The organism is Micromonospora globispora, from assembly GCF_003857015.1.
Lineage (GTDB): Bacteria > Actinomycetota > Actinomycetes > Mycobacteriales > Micromonosporaceae > Micromonospora > Micromonospora globispora.
In genome coordinates, this window is sequence record NZ_QGGF01000408.1 from 1 (window position 1) to 14944 (window position 14944).

Here is a 14944-nt window from a genome sequence, read left to right on the forward strand (position 1 = left end):
CCGATGGGGCACGGTGGCCCGCCCTCGCGTGGCCTGCCGCCGGGCCCCGGCGGGTACGGCCCGGACGGTCCCGGCGGTTACGGCCCGGACGGCCCCGGTGGTTACGGCCCGGACGGCCCCGGTGGTTACGGCCCGGACGGCCCCGGTGGTTACGGCCCGGACGGCCCCGGTGGTTACGGCCCGGACGAGCAGCGCTTCGACGGCTTCGAGGCCGGTCGGCACGGCCGGCCGGACATGACCGCCGAGATCCGGATGCCGGATCGCGACCCGCGTGGCCGTGGCCCGGCCGGCCCGCCGCCGGTGCCGCAGCAGGGCATGGGCGGTGGTCCCGCGATGGCTGGCCCGCCGATGGCCGGTCCGCCCGTCGGCGGCCCCCCGATGGTCGGCCCGCCGATGGCCGGTCCGCCCGGCAGCGACCTCTACCGGGTCGACCAGATCCGCCGCAGCTTCCAGGTGCGCCGCTTCGGCAGTGGCTACGACCCGGACCAGGTGGACCGGTTCTTCGAGAGCCTGCTGGGCGGCATGCAGGGGCGCAACCCGATGCCGGTGAACCCGAAGGACCTGGACACGCTCCGCTTCGGCCTGGTGCAGGGCGGCTACTTCGAGGCCGAGGTCGACGCCGCTCTCAAGGACGTGCAGGACATCCTCTTCGGCCGCTGAGCCGGTACGACGACGAGGGCCCGCCCCCGATCGGGGGCGGGCCCTCGTGCGTGTGTGGTCGGCGTGCCGGACGCCGGCCGGGTCAGGACCGCAGGCCGTTGCGGCGCAGCACCACGTCGCCGATGACGATGGCCAGCAGCAGCACGGCGATCCCGATCAGCCAGATGTCCTCGACCCTGCCCTGGTGGTTGCCGCACAGCATCGCCAGCAGCACCAGCGCGGTGAGCACCGCGCCGATCCGTCCGGACTTCCGGTGCCCGGGCTTGTGCTGATCTGGCGCGGTTACCGGCTCGCTTCCTGCCACTGTCGGTCCTTCCCTCGCGATCGGATCTCCGGTTAGTCTGGCACGCCCCGTGCCGGGCCCGGCGCAGGGTCCGACCTGATCGGGATACCCGGATCGGGGACACCTCCCGCACGCCCGGGCCGTTGGGCCTGTCTTCGGCAGGGCGGAAGGGCACTACCGGCGTCGCGGAACGGCGACCACACTGCCTCCGGTAGCGTCTTGACGTACACCTTGATTGCCTGTTTGAGGGGGACTGCGGTGCGAGTGACCGGTACGGGACATGCGAGCATGCGGATCGACACGGCCGCGGGCAGCATCCTGTGCGACCCGTGGGTCAATCCGGCCTACTTCGCCTCCTGGTTCCCCTTCCCGGACAACTCCCACCTCGACTGGGAGACCCTCGGCCAGGTCGACTACCTGTACGTCTCGCACCTGCACCGGGACCACTTCGACGCGAAGCACCTGCGCGACTTCGTCTCCAAGGACGCCACCGTCCTGCTTCCCGAGTTCCCCACCTCCGAGATGGAGGACGAGCTGCGGGAGCTGGGCTTCACCAAGTTCCTCAAGGCGCCGAACGAGCAGGTCGTGGAGCTGCCCGGCGGCCTGAAGGTCATGATCCAGGCGCTGACCAGCCCGACCGACGGGCCGATCGGTGACTCCTCGCTCTGGGTGGAGTACGAGGGCGTCCGGCTGCTCAACCAGAACGACGCCCGCCCCACCGACCTGACCGTCTTCGCCGAGCTGGGCCACGTGCACGCGCACATGCTGCAGTTCTCCGGCGCGATCTGGTACCCGATGGTCTACGAGCTGCCGCAGGCGGCGAAGACCGCGTTCGGCAAGCAGAAGCGGGAGCGGCAGTTCGACCGCACCTGGCGGTACATCAACGACCTGAAGGCCGACCACGTCTTCCCGATCGCCGGCCCGCCCTGCTTCCTCGACGACGCGCTGTGGCAGTTCAACGACATCCACGGCGACGAGGGCAACATCTTCCCCGACCAGTCGGTCTTCCTCGCCGAGTACGCCAAGGTCGGCGGCACCAACGGCATCGTGCTGCTGCCCGGCAGCGTCACCGAGATCACCACCGAGGGCGCGACCACCACCCACCCGGTGCCGGTGGAGGAGTTCTTCGCCGACAAGGTCGCCCACCTGGAGGAGATGCGGGAGCGCAAGCGCCCGATCATCGAGGCGGAGAAGAAGTCCTGGCGGCACCCCGAGGTGGACGTGCTCGGCGAGATGAAGCGCCGGATCGAGCCGCTGCTTGACGAGTCGATATACCTGGCCAAGGGCGTGGGCGGCCCCGTCCGCTTCGACCTGGTCGGGACTGACGACTCGGGCGGGGAGACGATTGAATCCATCGTGGTGGACTTCCCGGGCAAGGAGGTCCGGCCGTACGCGGACGAGAAGGTGCGCTACCGGTTCCGTACCGAGCGGGCGCTGATCGAGCACCTGCTGCACATCGGCGAGGTGGACTGGGTCAACTCGCTCTTCCTCTCCTGCCGCTTCTCGGCGGCCCGCATCGGCCAGTACAACGAGTTCGTCTACGCCTTCTTCAAGTGCCTCTCCGAGGAGCGCCTCCAGTACGCCGAGGGCTGGTACGACGAGCACGAGCGGGCCGTCGACGCCGAGGACATCACGCTGGACGGCTGGGTGGTGCAGCGCCGCTGCCCGCACCTGAAGGCCGACCTGAGCCGGTTCGGCATCGTCGAGGGCGAGCAGCTCACCTGCCAGCTGCACGGCTGGCGGTTCGACCTGTCCAGCGGCCGCTGCCTCACGAGCGTGGGCCACAAGATCCGCGCCCATCGCGTAGACGCCGAAACCCCCGCCCCCGCCGGGGAGGCGCTCAGCTAGTTTCGCCGCGCACGCCGTCCCCGCCGGGCGACCATCAGGTCGGGAAGGGGGCGGCGTGGCCGACGACGTGGGGAAGAGCGCGTACCGGTTCAGGCGCGACCGGGAGATGGCCCGGGACGCCTCCCGGGTGGAGACGTTCACCGACGGCGTCTTCGCGGTCGTGCTGACGGTGATGGCCGTCGAACTGCTTCAGAACGGCCCGGCCAGGGCCGGCGGGAGGGAGCTTCCCGACGCCCTCGCCCACGCCTGGCCGTCCTACCTGGCATACGTGATCACCTTCGGGATCGCCGGCCAGATCTGGCTCGGCCATCACAACATGTGGCGGTACGTGGTGCGGGTCGACCAGCTGCTGGTGGTGTTCAACCTGCTCGTGCTGCTCTTCGTGGCCGCGATCCCGTTCACCGCCGACCTGCTGTCGGACAACCTGCGCGGCAGTGCGACCGAGCAGCGGCTGACCGCCGCCCTCTACCTCGGCACCGTGCTCGGCGAGTCGCTCTTCTTCAACCTGAGCTGGTGGTGGGCTCGGCGGCGGCGGCTGCTCCACCCCGACCTGGATCCCCAGCTGGCCCGGGCGGTCTCGCGGCGATTGCTGGTGCGCCCAGTGCTCTATCTGGTCGCCTTCGCCTTCGTCTTCGTCGACCCGATCCTCAGCCTGGTCCTCTACCTGCTGCTCGTCGGCCTCTCCCTCATCCACCGCCCCGGCGACCTGCCCCGTTTCCCCGCCGAGGCCGGCGGTGAGGTCAGCGACCGAGGTCGCTGAGGATCCGCCGGGCGGCGTTGTGGCCGGCGGCGCCGATGACGCTGCCCGCGGGGTGGCAGCCGGCGCTGCCCGCGTACACGCCGTCGATGCCGGTGGCGTACGGCATCCGGTCGGTGAACGAGACGGTGTTGTCGACGTGGTGGATGTGCCCGCCGGTGATGCCGAAGTGGGTTTCGATGCCGGGCGGGGTCAGCGGCACCGCGTCGGCGATCAGGTCGCCGGTGCCGGGGGCGTACCGCTCGCAGATGGCGATCAGCCTGTCGACGTATCCCGGGAGCGCCGCGTCCCAGGTGGTGCCGGCCAGCTCGTACGGGACCGACTGGACGAAGAGCGCCGACGAGTGGTGTCCGGCCGGGTCGGACAGCGACGGGTCGACGGTGGTGTGCAGGTACCACTCGATGGTCGGCTCCTCGGGCAGCCGCCCGGCCTGCACGTCGGCCCACATCCCGCGCAGCGCGGCCATCGGCGACTCCCCGCCGGCGCCGACCAGCGACGCCGAGCCGGGCAGCAAATGGATGGTGGAGCCGAACGGGCTCGGCGCGTCCGGCGGCAGGCAGGAGAAGCGGGGCAGCCCGGTCAGGGCCAGGTTGAGCTTCAGCGTGGTGCCGGGGCGGCGGACGGCCGCCATCCGCTCGCCGAGCGGCGCCGGGAGCGCGCCGTCGGGGAGCAGATCCATCAGCCGGTACGGGTCACAGGCCCCCAGCACCATCGAGGCGGCCACGTGCCGACCGTCGGCCAGGGTGACCCCGCTCGCCGCGCCACCGTCCAGGGTGACGGCGCTGACCGGCGTACCGGTCAGGATGGTCGCCCCGGCGGCGCGGGCGGCCTCCGCGAAGGTCCGGGAGACGGTGCCCATGCCGCCCCGCGCGATCATCCAGGTGCCGTCCGCGCCGGGCAGCCGGCACATGTTGTGCACCAGGAAGTTGTGCCCGGTGCCCGGGTCGTCCGGGCCGGCGTTCAGGCCGGAGAGGCCGTCGGTGACCGCGTACATGCTGACCAGCAGCTCGGAGCGGAACTCGAAGCGGGCCAGGTAGTCGGCGACCGAGCCGCGGACCAGATCGGCAAAGACCTGCCGCAGCGCCGGCCGGACGTACCGTTCGGCGGTCTCCTCCACCGGCAGCGGCTCGGCCAGCCAGGCCGGCGCCAGGTCCTCGCGCAGTGCGGCCAGCTCGGCCTGCATGGCGTCGTCGGCGGCCACGTCGGCGGGGGAGAAGAACTCCGCGAGCTGCCGCCGGGTCGCCGCGTGGTCGCTCCCCATCAGCAGGTACGGCGAGCCGAGGCCGCCCGGGGTGGGCAGGAAGTAGTGCGGGTCGCGGCGCAGCACCGGGATCTTCACGTCGAGCGTGGCGAGCAGCTCCGGCGGCATCAGCCCGAGCAGGTACGACCCGGTGGAGTGGCGCAGCTCGGGCACCTTCGGGAACGGGTTCTCGGTGCGGGTGGCGCCGCCGATCACGTCGGCCGCCTCCAGCACCAGCACGTCGAGGTCGGCGCGGGCCAACAGGATCGCCGAGACCAGACCGTTGTGCCCCGACCCGACGATCACGACGTCGGCGCGGGACGGCAGCTCACTCGCTTCGCTCATGCCCGGGCAGCCTAGTGCGGCGACGGCTCTGGCGGGAGGTCATCGGGCCCGGGCGGCCCGCCACCTGCTCAGGGCAAGGGTGGCCGAGTACCCGGCCAGCACGATCACGTGGAACAGGTAGAGCCAGAGCAACACCGCCACCCCGCCGCCGATCTCGTCGAAGCCGCCGAACGGCACACCCAGGTCGAGCGGGAGGGAGCAGAACAGCACGAACCCGTGCAGGAAACCGGAGAGGTTCGCCGCGGTGAACGAGCCCACCCCGAGCGTCGACAGCCAGTCCGGCGAGGCGGCCCCGACCACCCGGAAGATCCACATCAGCACCGGGGTGAGGGCCAGCCACGTCCCGAGGAACGACAGCACGACCCCGAGCGCGCCGACCCAGCCGCCCTGGCGGACCAGGTGGGTGGTGAGCGGCAGCGCCATCAGGATCGACAGCAGCAGGGCCGGGGCGGGGGCGAGCAGCGGGAGCAGCAGCAACCGACCCCGCCAGCCGACCAGGGCCTCGGCCTGGCCGGGCGGGGTGGCGACCGAGACGAACGCCCGGCGCATCCCCTCGCCGTACAGCGACGCCGGCAGCAGCGAGGCCAGCGCCGCCAGCGGGGTCAACCCCAGACCGGCCTCGACCAGCGCGGCCACCGCCCGGTTCGCGCCGATGTCGGTGGGCAGCGTGGTGATCGCGTACGACGTGAGCCGGCGGACCCGGTCGTCCCCGGCGATCAGCCCGGTCAGCCAGATCGCGAGCAGCGCCACCGGCGCCACGGCGATCGCCCCGTAGAACGTGATCGCGGCGGCGTGCAGCGAGAGGTCCCGGCCGCGTACCGGTCGGAACGCCGCGTTGACGACCCGCCGGGTCCCCTGCCATCGCCTCCCCATCGCGATCTCCTTCCCCGCGGGGCGACCCGGCACGCATTACGATCCGGCGGCATGACGATCGTCTCGACCGACCGCCTGGTGGTGCGTGAGTGGACCGGGGAACCGGCCGACCTGGCACGGATCTTCGACATCTACTCGCGTGACGAGGTGATGCGCTGGCTGGGCGGGGGATCGGGGCTGCTGACCGATCCGGAGCAGGCGCAGGAGCGGCTGCAGACCTGGCGGGACCGGTACGCCCCGTACGCCGGCCGGTACGGCCTCTGGGCCATCGAGCCGCGCGCAACCGGTCAGGCGGGCGGGCAGCGTCCTGCTCAAGCCGCTGCCGGGCCCGGACGGCGTCACGCCCGCCGACGACATCGAGGTCGGCTGGCACCTGCACCCGGACTCGTGGGGACACGGCTACGCCACCGAGGCGGCCCGGGCCGTCGTCGAGCGGGAGTTCGAAACCGGCACCGAGCAGGTGTTCGCCGTGGTCATGCCGGGCAACGACGCCTCGATGGCGGTGGCCCGCCGGCTGGGCATGACGCACGTCGGCATCCGCACCGACTGGTACGGCGGCGAGGAACTGGAGACCTTCGTCCTCCGCGCCACGGGCTGACCGTTCGGTGGAGATCATCCAAAGCGGGTGGCCCGTATCGTCTGCTCGTGTTGATCCGCTTCGACGCCACATCGGACCGCGTCCGCATGACTGCTGCGTATCGCCGGCTTTTTCGGGGCTTCTTTCGGCCGTACCAGGGCACTGGAGTCCTTCTCTGCCTGCTCGCTGTCGTCGCGCTGGTCCCGGACCCGGCGTACGTCGCGCCGATCCTCGCCGGCACCGGAGTCCTGTTCATCTTCTTTTCGCCCGCGCTGCTGCTCCACCGGCTGGTGACGAACGCCTGGCGGTACGGCGGCGGGATCCCCAGCAGCTGGGAGATCAGCGAGGACGGGCTGCGCTGCGCCGACGAGCGGGGCGAGAGTCTGATCCGATGGACGGCCGTGACGAGGGTCGAGTGGCTACCGGACCAGTTGCTCCTCTGGCTTGGCGTGGGTCGCATGATTGCCGTACCGCTGGTGGGCCTGTCGGCTGAGCAACGCGACGAGTTGATGGGCTTCATCCAGGAGCGCGGCCTGTTCAGCGGCCGACCGACCCTGGCCGCATCGAATGATCAGAGCTCCTCCGAGGGCGGCTCCGACCGGTAGGCATTCGTTCGCCTACCGCTCTGCGGCGCACCCGGTGTGCGATCCGGTCCGACTCGGGGCGGCGCGACTAGGGTGGTCGGTAGCACGATGTCCCCGCCGAGGGGGGGAGCCGGATGGCCGAGGCCGCTTTCGCGCCGGAGCAGGCGCCGCAGCCCGCCGAGCGGTCGTTCGACGTGTTGGCTCGACGGGACGAGGCATGGAGCGGGCAGTCCGCGCTGGACCTGCTGCCGGAGAACAACGGCCCGAGAATCGAGGTCCTCCGCGGGTGCGTTGTGGTGTCGCCAGGGAATTGTCACGACCGGCGGGTGGTCCAGCGTGAGCTTGCCTACCGGGTTCTGCGTGCTGCGAAACCGGCATGCCTCTGGGCGTACCAGTCGGTCAACGTGGTGTCCGGTGACGATCTCTTCATCCCAGATCTCGCGGTGCTGCGGACTCGCGGTGGCGGCCAGACGGCATTGGACGTGGGAACCGTGGTCCTGCTCGGCGAGATCGTCTCGGTGGCCAGTCGGCGCATCGGCGTGATCGACCGTCCCCGCGAGTACGCGGCAGCCGGCGTCCCGTTCTTTCTCCGGGTCGACCTGCGCAACCGGGTCCCCGCCATGGGCCTCTACGAGCTGGTCGACGGGGAGTATCGCCCGCTGGCCGCCGCCGCCGCGGGCACCACCTTCGTCATGAACCAGCCCTTCGAGTTCTCCGTCGACCCGGCTGATCTGCTCGACGAGGAGGCTCCGGCGGAGGAACCGGACACCGGGGAGTGAGGCTCCCAGCGGGCGTCCAGGACCCCTGGGGAAGAATGGCCGGGTGACCTCTCCCCGCGACCTCGTCCTGCTCGGCTCGACCGGCTCGATCGGTACCCAGGCCATCGACATCGTCCGGCGCAACCCGGACCGGTTCCGGGTGGTCGCGCTCGGCGCCGGCGGCGGCAACGTCGAGCTGCTCGCCGCCCAGGCCCTCGAGCTCGGCGTCGAGGCGGTCGGGGTGGCCAAGGCGTCGGCCGCGCAGGACCTCCAGCTCGCCTTCTACGCCGAGGCGAGCCGGCGCGGCTGGGCCACCGGGGACTTCAAGCTGCCGAAGATCGTGGCCGGGCCGGACGCGATGACGGAGCTGGCCGGGTGGCCGTGTGACGTGGTGCTCAACGGGGTGGTCGGCTCGCTGGGGCTGGCGCCGACCCTGGCCGCGCTGCGCGCCGGTCGTACCCTCGCCCTGGCGAACAAGGAGTCGCTCGTGGCCGGCGGCCCGCTGGTGAAGGCCGCGGTGACGCGGCCGGGGCAGATCGTCCCGGTCGATTCGGAGCACTCGGCGCTGGCGCAGTGCCTGCGCGGCGGCACGCGGAGCGAGGTGCGGCGGCTCGTGGTCACCGCCAGCGGCGGCCCGTTCCGCGGCCGGCGGCGCGACGAGTTGACCGAGGTCACACCCGAGCAGGCGTTGGCCCACCCCACCTGGAACATGGGCCCCGTGGTCACCATCAACTCGGCGACCATGGTCAACAAAGCGCTCGAGGTGATCGAGGCGCACGAGCTGTTCGACGTGCCCTACGCCGACATCGAGGTGATGGTGCACCCGCAGTCGGTGATCCACTCGATGGTCGAGTTCACCGACGGCTCGACGCTGGCTCAGGCCAGCCCGCCGGACATGCGGCTGCCCATCGCGCTCGGCCTGGGCTGGCCGGACCGGGTCCCGGAGGCCGCCGCCGCGGTGGACTGGACGAAGAGCCACACCTGGGAGTTCTTCCCGCTGGACGACGCCGCGTTCCCGGCGGTGGCCCTGGCCAAGGCCGCGGGCGAGGCGGGACGCTGCCGGCCGGCGATCTACAACGCGGCGAACGAGGAGTGCGTCGCCGCGTTCGTCGCCGGACGGCTGCCGTTCCTCGGCATCGTCGACACCCTCCAGCGCGTGCTGGAGGACGCTCCCGACTTCGCCGAACCAGGTACCGTCGAGGACGTGCTCGCCGCCGAGTCGTGGGCACGGGCGCACGCCCAGGAGATCATCGTCGGGTCGGGGGAAGGAGCCTGATGGCAAACCTGCTCGGGGTGGCGCTCTTCGCCGTTTTCATCCTCGTCTCGGTCAGCCTGCACGAGGCAGGGCACATGCTCACCGCCAAGGCGTTCCGGATGAAGGTCACCCGCTACTTCGTCGGCTTCGGCCCGACGCTGTGGTCGTTCAAGCGGGGCGAGACCGAGTACGGCGTCAAGGGCATCCCGCTCGGCGGCTTCTGCAAGATCGTCGGGATGACCCCGCAGGACGACGACGTCGACCCGGCCGACGAGCACCGCGCCATGTGGCGGTACCCGGTCTGGAAGCGGACGATCGTGATGTCCGCCGGCTCCATCACCCACTTCGCCCTGGCCCTGGGCGCGCTCTGGATCATGGCAGTCTCGGTCGGCCTGCCCAACCCGAAGTTCCCGAGCACCGAGGAGGGCTTCAAGGCCGAGCCGGCCGTGATCGCCCTGGCCCCGTGCGTGGTGGTGGAGAACGCCAACCGTGCCTGCCAGGCCGGCGACCCGGCCAGCCCGGCCGCCAAGGCCCAGCTCCGCGACGGTGACCGGATCACCGCCGTCAACGGGAAGCCCGTCTCCGCCTGGGGCGACATGCTCGACGTGGTCCGCGGCACCAAGCCCGGCTCGGCGACCGTCGAGTACGTCCGCGACGGCGCGTCGGCGAAGGCCACCGTCGACCTGGCCGCCGTGCAGCGCCCGCCGCTGGGCGACCCGAAGGGCGCCACCTCGGCGGTCTCCGCGATGGGCGTCGCGCTCCGACCCACCACCCCGCAGCGAATCGAGTACGGCCCGGTCGGCGCCTTCGGCGCCACCGCCGACTTCACCGGCATGATGGCGGTGCAGACGGCGCACGCCATGCAGCGCATCCCGCAGAAGGTCCCCGCCCTGTGGACCGCGATCACCGGCGGAGAGCGGGACATGGACACCCCGATCAGCGTGGTCGGCGCGAGCCGGCTCGGTGGCGAGTTCGTGGCGAACGACGCCTGGTACGGGTTCTTCATGCTCTTCGTCTCGCTGAACTTCTTCATCGGCGTGTTCAACCTGCTGCCGCTGCTGCCGCTGGACGGAGGGCACATCGCCATCGCCTGGTTCGAGCGGGCCCGGTCCTGGCTGTTCGCCCGGCTGGGCCGCCCGGACCCGGGCCGCGTCGACTACCTCAAGCTCATGCCCATCACGTACGCGGTGATCCTGATCGGTGGCGCGTTCACGCTGCTGACCGTCACCGCGGACGTCGTCAACCCGATCACGCTCTTCTCAAGGTGAGTGCCTGAAGTGACCGCTGTCAGTCTCGGTATGCCCCCCGTACCGCCGCCGCCGCTCGCCCCGCGTCGGGCCAGCCGCCAGATCATGGTCGGCTCCGTGCCGGTCGGTGGGGGTGCGCCGGTCTCGGTGCAGTCGATGACCACCACCCTCACCGCCGACGTCAACGCCACGCTCCAGCAGATCGCCGAGCTGACCGCGGCCGGCTGCCAGATCGTCCGGGTGGCCGTGCCGTCCCAGGACGACGTGGAGGCGCTGCCGGCGATCGCGAAGAAGTCGCAGATCCCGGTGATCGCCGACATCCACTTCCAGCCGAAGTACGTCTTCGCCGCGATCGACGCCGGCTGCGCCGCCGTCCGGGTGAACCCGGGCAACATCCGGCAGTTCGACGACAAGGTCAAGGAGATCGCCAAGGCCGCCGGCGACGCCGGGGTGCCGATCCGGATCGGCGTGAACGCCGGCTCGCTGGACAAGCGCCTCCTCGCCAAGTACGGCAAGGCGACCGCCGAGGCGCTGGTCGAGTCGGCCCTCTGGGAGTGCTCGCTCTTCGAGGAGCACGGCTTCCGGGACATCAAGATCTCGGTGAAGCACAACGACCCGGTGGTGATGATCCGCGCGTACCGGCAGCTCGCCGAGAAGTGCGACTACCCGCTGCACCTGGGCGTCACCGAGGCCGGCCCGGCCTTCCAGGGCACCATCAAGTCGGCGGTCGCCTTCGGCGCCCTGCTGGCCGAGGGGATCGGTGACACCATCCGGGTCTCACTCTCCGCCCCGCCGGTGGAGGAGATCAAGGTCGGCACCGCCATCCTGGAGTCGCTGGGCCTGCGGGAGCGCGGCCTGGAGATCGTCTCCTGCCCGTCCTGCGGCCGGGCCCAGGTCGACGTCTACAAGCTGGCCGAGGAGGTCACCGCCGGCCTGGAGGGGCTGCCGGTGCCGCTGCGGGTCGCCGTGATGGGCTGCGTGGTGAACGGTCCCGGCGAGGCCCGCGAGGCGGACCTCGGTGTCGCCTCCGGCAACGGCAAGGGGCAGATCTTCGTCAAGGGCCAGGTCGTCAAGACCGTGCCCGAGGCGCAGATCGTGGAGACGCTGATCGAGGAGGCGCTGCGCATCGCCGACGAGATGGGCGCCGAGATCCCCGAGGAACTCCGCGACCTCGTCCCCGGCCCCCGCGTCACCGTCCACTGACCCACCCCGCCCGCGCTTCACGGGCGCAGATTCAACGGAAAGAGTGGCCGTTCCCGCGGGAATGGCCACTCTTTCCGTGTACGAGGGGGCTCTGTGCCGGCCCGGGCCGGGTCACTCGGTCTCGGCGAGGATGGCGTAGAGCTTGCGCCGGGTCTCGTCGAGGACCTGAGCGGCGCGCTCGCGCTGGTCGTCGGTGCCGGTCATCATCACCTGCCGGAGCGCGTTCATCGCCTGCGCGCCCGCGTCCCGGATGTCGTGCCAGCTGTTGACCGTGTTCTCGGCGAGCTCCGCCCAGGGCGGGGTCTGTGCCGCCTCGGCGGCCTCCGTGCGGCCCTCCTCGGTGAGGGCGAACCGCTTCCGCCCCCCGCCGGACCCGTCGGTGGCGGCGATAACGCCCTCGTCCTCCAGCAGTTGCAGGGTGGGGTAGATCGACCCGGGGCTGGGCCGCCAGGCCCCGCCGGTGCGGGAGTCGATCTCCTGGATCATCTCGTAGCCGTGCATCGCCCGCTCGGTGAGCAGGGCCAGCACCGCGGCGCGGACGTTCGGTCGCCGCCCCCGGCCTCGTCCCCGGCCGCCACCCCGGCCGCCGTGACCGTGCGGTCCGGGTGGGAACGGCGGGCCGGGCGGGAAGGGCGGGAAGCCGAAGCCGCGCATCCGGGCCTCGTGCATGGCGTGCATTCGGTGGAAACCCATCGGACTCTCCTCATCGTTCTGTCGCTGATGCATCCACGATATATCGGCGATGCATCGCCGACAAGACGTTTATGAGGAGGGTCAACAAACCGTACGTACGTACTGCTAGGGTGGCTGGGTGCCGCTGCTTCCCGAACCGGGCCCGGCCCGGACCCTCGCCCTCTCCACCCTGGTCAACACGGTCGGCCGGGGCACCTGGCTGACTGCGAGCGCGCTCTTCCTGACCCGCTCGGTGGGACTGTCGGTGGCCCAGGTGGGCCTCGGCCTCACCATCACCGCGCTGGTCAGCCTGGTCGCCAGCACCCCGATGGGCTACCTGGCCGATCGGCTGGGGCCGCGTGGCATCCAGCTCACCGCGCTGCTCGCCTCCGGCGTCCTCACCGCCGCCCTGGTCGCCGTCCGGTCGTTCCCGACGTTCCTCGTGGTCGGCGTGCTGATGGCGGTGGCCGACGCGGCCAGCCGGGGTGCCCGGGGCGCCCTCATCGCCGGTGCGGTCCCCGCCGACCAGCGGGTACGCACCCGCGCCTACCTGCGCGCCGTCACCAACGTCGGGATCTCGGTCGGTGCCGTGGTGGCCGGTGTGGGCCTCGCCGCGGACACCCGGGCGGCGTACGTCGCGCTGATCCTGCTCGACTGCGTCACCTACCTCGGCGCCGCCGCGATCCTGCTGCGGCTGGCATCGGTCCCGCCCGTCCCGGCCCCGGCACACGGCCCACGCCTCATCGCGCTGCGGGACCGCCCGTTCCTCGCCTTCACCGTGCTCGACGGGCTGATGTCGATGCATTTCGGGCTGCTCAACATCGCCCTGCCGCTGTGGATCGCCGACCACACCGCCGCGCCGCACTGGCTCATCTCGGCCTGCATGCTGGTCAACACGGTCATCGTGGTGCTCTTCCAGGTGCGTGCCTCGCGTGGCACGGAGGAGCTGGCCGGGGCGGGCCGGGCCGCCCGGCGGGCCGGTGCGGTGATCGCGGTCGCCTGCGTGCTCTTCGCCGCCAGTGGGGGCGTGTCGACGCCGGCCGCCGTCACGCTGCTGCTGGCCGGCTCGTTCGTGCACGTGATCGGTGAGCTGTGGCACGCGGCCGCCGGTTGGGGCATCTCCTTCGGGCTGGCCCCGGCGCACGCGCAGGGCCAGTACCAGGGCGCGTACGGGATGGGCATGCAGCTCGGCGGCATGGTCGCGCCGGTCGTGGTGACCAGCCTGGCGATCGGCTGGGGAGTGCCCGGCTGGCTGCTGCTGGGGGGACTGTTCCTGCTGCTCGGAGCGCTCGTGCCGCCGGTGGTGCGGTGGGCCGAGCGGTCCCGTCCGGCGGAAGCGGCCACCGCGCCGGTCCCGGTGGGGTGAACGCGTCCGACCGGGTCGTCAGGTCGACCGGCGCGCTCCCCGCCCGATCTGGCAGGCTGGTAGCCGTGCTGACGGTGCCGGTACGCCAACTGGGGGAGTCGGAGCGCCGTGCGGTCGAGCGGCTGCTCGACCTCGACCCGTTCGCGGGCGCGCAGGTCGCCGAGCGGGTGGCCGCCCGCGGGCTGGCCTGGTGGCGGGCCGAGGGGCGCATTCTGGGCTACGGCGGCCGCCGCAACCTCGAGTCGATCTGCTGGTTGGGCGGGAACCTGACCCCGGTGCTCGCCACGGAGCCGGCCATCGCCGCCTTCGCGGAGCAGCTCGTCACCGAGGAGCGGATCTGCTCGTCGATCGTGGGCCGGGCCGACGCGGTGCTGGGGCTCTGGGACCGCCTCTCGGCGTACTGGGGGCCCGCCCGGGACGTGCGCCCCAATCAGCCGCTGCTGGCCACGGACGCGCTGCCCACGGTGGCAGCCGACCCCGAGGTGCGGCGGGTGCGCAGCGGTGAGGTCGACCGGCTCTTCCCGGCGGCGGTGGCCATGTACACCGAGGAGGTCGGGGTCTCGCCGCTGGCCGAGGATGGTGGCCGCGGCTACCGCCGGCGGGTCGCCGACCTGGTGCGCGCCGGCCGCGCCTACGCCCGGTTCGACGACGGCAAGGTGATCTTCAAGGCCGAGTTGGCCGTGGTGACCCGGCGGACCGCCCAGGTTCAGGGGGTCTGGGTGGCGCCGGAATGGCGCGGCCGGGGGATCGCCACGGCGGCCATGGCGGCGGTGGTCCGCGATGCCCTGGTCCGGGTCGCTCCGACGGTGAGCCTCTACGTCAACGACTTCAACCTGCCGGCGCGGCGGGTCTACGAGCGGTGCGGCTTCCGGCCGGTCGGCACGCTCGCCACCGTCCTCTTCTGACCGGCATGGCCGGGATCACGTCCCGCTGAATTGCGCTGAACCGGACGTACGGCGCTATGCTGACCATGTTTTTGTACTGACTGGTCAGTTCAATCAAGTCGGGATGTGCATGAAGATCGTCGAGGCCAGCGGGCTGGGTCTACGGACCCGGCGAGGCTGGGTCTACCGGGACGTCGACCTGACGGCCGAGGCGGGGGAGCTGCACGCGGTGACCGGCCCGCCCGGCAGCGGCCGCACCTCGCTCCTGCTCGCCCTGGCCGGCCGGTTCCCGCACACCGAGGGAGAGCTGCGCCGCCGCGGCCCCGCCGCGCTCGGCCAGGTCGGCGGCGTGCACGAACCCGACCCGACCCTGACCGTGGCCGAACACATCC

The 14944-nt window shown here is 71.8% G+C and carries 14 protein-coding genes and 2 pseudogenes; 12 read left to right on the forward strand and 4 right to left on the reverse strand.

Annotation, left to right across the window (positions count from 1 at the left end):
• Positions 1–660 (forward strand): annotated as a pseudogene (locus DKL51_RS21835) (DivIVA domain-containing protein); the annotation flags it as partial.
• Between the two features lie 82 nt (positions 661–742).
• On the opposite strand, the gene DKL51_RS21840 reads toward DKL51_RS21835, so the two are convergent.
• The gene (locus DKL51_RS21840; protein WP_109942873.1) at positions 743–964 is read right to left on the reverse strand and encodes a DUF2631 domain-containing protein; all 222 of its coding nucleotides are present in this window, start codon (positions 962–964) and stop codon (positions 743–745) included.
• A 237-nt stretch (positions 965–1201) separates the two neighbouring features.
• On the opposite strand from DKL51_RS21840, the gene DKL51_RS21845 reads away from it, so the two are divergent.
• Together DKL51_RS21845 and DKL51_RS21850 are read left to right on the forward strand one after the other, a co-directional pair.
• Positions 1202–2791: a Rieske 2Fe-2S domain-containing protein gene (locus tag DKL51_RS21845; RefSeq protein ID WP_109942874.1), complete on the forward strand. Its 1590-nt coding sequence runs from the start codon at positions 1202–1204 to the stop codon at positions 2789–2791.
• 106 nt (positions 2792–2897) lie between these two features.
• The gene (locus DKL51_RS21850) at positions 2898–3551 is read left to right on the forward strand and encodes a TMEM175 family protein (protein ID WP_109942883.1); all 654 of its coding nucleotides are present in this window, start codon (positions 2898–2900) and stop codon (positions 3549–3551) included.
• On the opposite strand, the gene DKL51_RS21855 is transcribed toward DKL51_RS21850, so the two are convergent.
• Both DKL51_RS21855 and DKL51_RS21860 read right to left on the reverse strand, forming a co-directional pair.
• A complete protein-coding gene (locus tag DKL51_RS21855) occupies positions 3532–5133 on the reverse strand; it encodes a phytoene desaturase family protein (RefSeq protein WP_109942875.1) in 1602 nt (533 codons plus the stop codon). The two genes, DKL51_RS21850 and DKL51_RS21855, sit on opposite strands and share 20 nt — an antisense overlap.
• Before the next feature lie 39 nt (positions 5134–5172).
• Positions 5173–6006: a YhjD/YihY/BrkB family envelope integrity protein gene (locus DKL51_RS21860; RefSeq protein ID WP_124812429.1), complete on the reverse strand. Its 834-nt coding sequence runs from the start codon at positions 6004–6006 to the stop codon at positions 5173–5175.
• Between the two features lie 51 nt (positions 6007–6057).
• On the opposite strand from DKL51_RS21860, the pseudogene DKL51_RS37545 reads away from it, so the two are divergent.
• The 6 genes and pseudogenes from DKL51_RS37545 (at position 6058) to ispG (ending at position 11630) form a co-directional block, all read left to right on the forward strand.
• Positions 6058–6604, forward strand: a pseudogene (locus DKL51_RS37545) (GNAT family N-acetyltransferase).
• Between the two features lie 47 nt (positions 6605–6651).
• On the forward strand, positions 6652–7188 hold the full coding sequence (locus tag DKL51_RS21870) for a YcxB family protein (RefSeq protein WP_124812430.1): 537 nt from the start codon (positions 6652–6654) through the stop codon (positions 7186–7188).
• A gap of 113 nt (positions 7189–7301) precedes the next feature.
• Positions 7302–7946 carry a Uma2 family endonuclease gene (locus DKL51_RS21875; RefSeq protein WP_124812431.1) on the forward strand — a complete coding sequence of 215 codons (645 nt, stop codon included), beginning with the start codon at positions 7302–7304 and terminating at the stop codon, positions 7944–7946.
• 43 nt (positions 7947–7989) lie between these two features.
• On the forward strand, positions 7990–9201 hold the full coding sequence (gene dxr / locus DKL51_RS21880; RefSeq protein WP_124812432.1) for a 1-deoxy-D-xylulose-5-phosphate reductoisomerase: 1212 nt from the start codon (positions 7990–7992) through the stop codon (positions 9199–9201).
• Positions 9201–10448, forward strand: coding sequence for a M50 family metallopeptidase (locus tag DKL51_RS21885; protein WP_124812433.1), 1248 nt, complete (start codon positions 9201–9203; stop codon positions 10446–10448). The genes dxr and DKL51_RS21885 overlap by 1 nt, the downstream gene beginning before the upstream one ends.
• A gap of 9 nt (positions 10449–10457) precedes the next feature.
• Positions 10458–11630, forward strand: coding sequence for a flavodoxin-dependent (E)-4-hydroxy-3-methylbut-2-enyl-diphosphate synthase (ispG, locus tag DKL51_RS21890; protein WP_109965279.1), 1173 nt, complete (start codon positions 10458–10460; stop codon positions 11628–11630).
• Between the two features lie 111 nt (positions 11631–11741).
• Here the strand turns inward: ispG and DKL51_RS21895 are convergent, their stop codons facing one another.
• Positions 11742–12323 (reverse strand): PadR family transcriptional regulator, encoded by a 582-nt coding sequence (locus DKL51_RS21895; protein WP_109965280.1) that lies wholly within the window; start codon positions 12321–12323, stop codon positions 11742–11744.
• Between the two features lie 118 nt (positions 12324–12441).
• Between DKL51_RS21895 and DKL51_RS21900 the strand changes: the two genes are divergently transcribed.
• The 3 genes from DKL51_RS21900 to DKL51_RS21910 all read left to right on the forward strand — a co-directional run.
• Positions 12442–13668 (forward strand): MFS transporter, encoded by a 1227-nt coding sequence (locus DKL51_RS21900; protein WP_124812434.1) that lies wholly within the window; start codon positions 12442–12444, stop codon positions 13666–13668.
• Between the two features lie 65 nt (positions 13669–13733).
• A complete protein-coding gene (locus tag DKL51_RS21905; RefSeq protein ID WP_109965283.1) occupies positions 13734–14573 on the forward strand; it encodes a GNAT family N-acetyltransferase in 840 nt (279 codons plus the stop codon).
• Positions 14574–14682: 109 nt separating this feature from the next.
• Positions 14683–14944: ATP-binding cassette domain-containing protein (locus DKL51_RS21910; protein WP_124812435.1), on the forward strand; the 262-nt coding region annotated here is incomplete at its 3' end.

Bases quoted from the DNA above. Each gene is read 5' to 3' on its own strand.
- DKL51_RS21850 (WP_109942883.1), top strand. From the start codon at position 2,898: ATGGCCCGGGACGCCTCCCGGGTGGAGACGTTCACCGACGGCGTCTTC.
- DKL51_RS21855 (WP_109942875.1), bottom strand. From the start codon at position 5,133: ATGAGCGAAGCGAGTGAGCTGCCGTCCCGCGCCGACGTCGTGATCGTC.
- DKL51_RS21860 (WP_124812429.1), bottom strand. From the start codon at position 6,006: ATGGGGAGGCGATGGCAGGGGACCCGGCGGGTCGTCAACGCGGCGTTC.
- DKL51_RS21875 (WP_124812431.1), top strand. From the start codon at position 7,302: ATGGCCGAGGCCGCTTTCGCGCCGGAGCAGGCGCCGCAGCCCGCCGAG.
- DKL51_RS21885 (WP_124812433.1), top strand. From the start codon at position 9,201: ATGGCAAACCTGCTCGGGGTGGCGCTCTTCGCCGTTTTCATCCTCGTC.
- DKL51_RS21895 (WP_109965280.1), bottom strand. From the start codon at position 12,323: ATGGGTTTCCACCGAATGCACGCCATGCACGAGGCCCGGATGCGCGGC.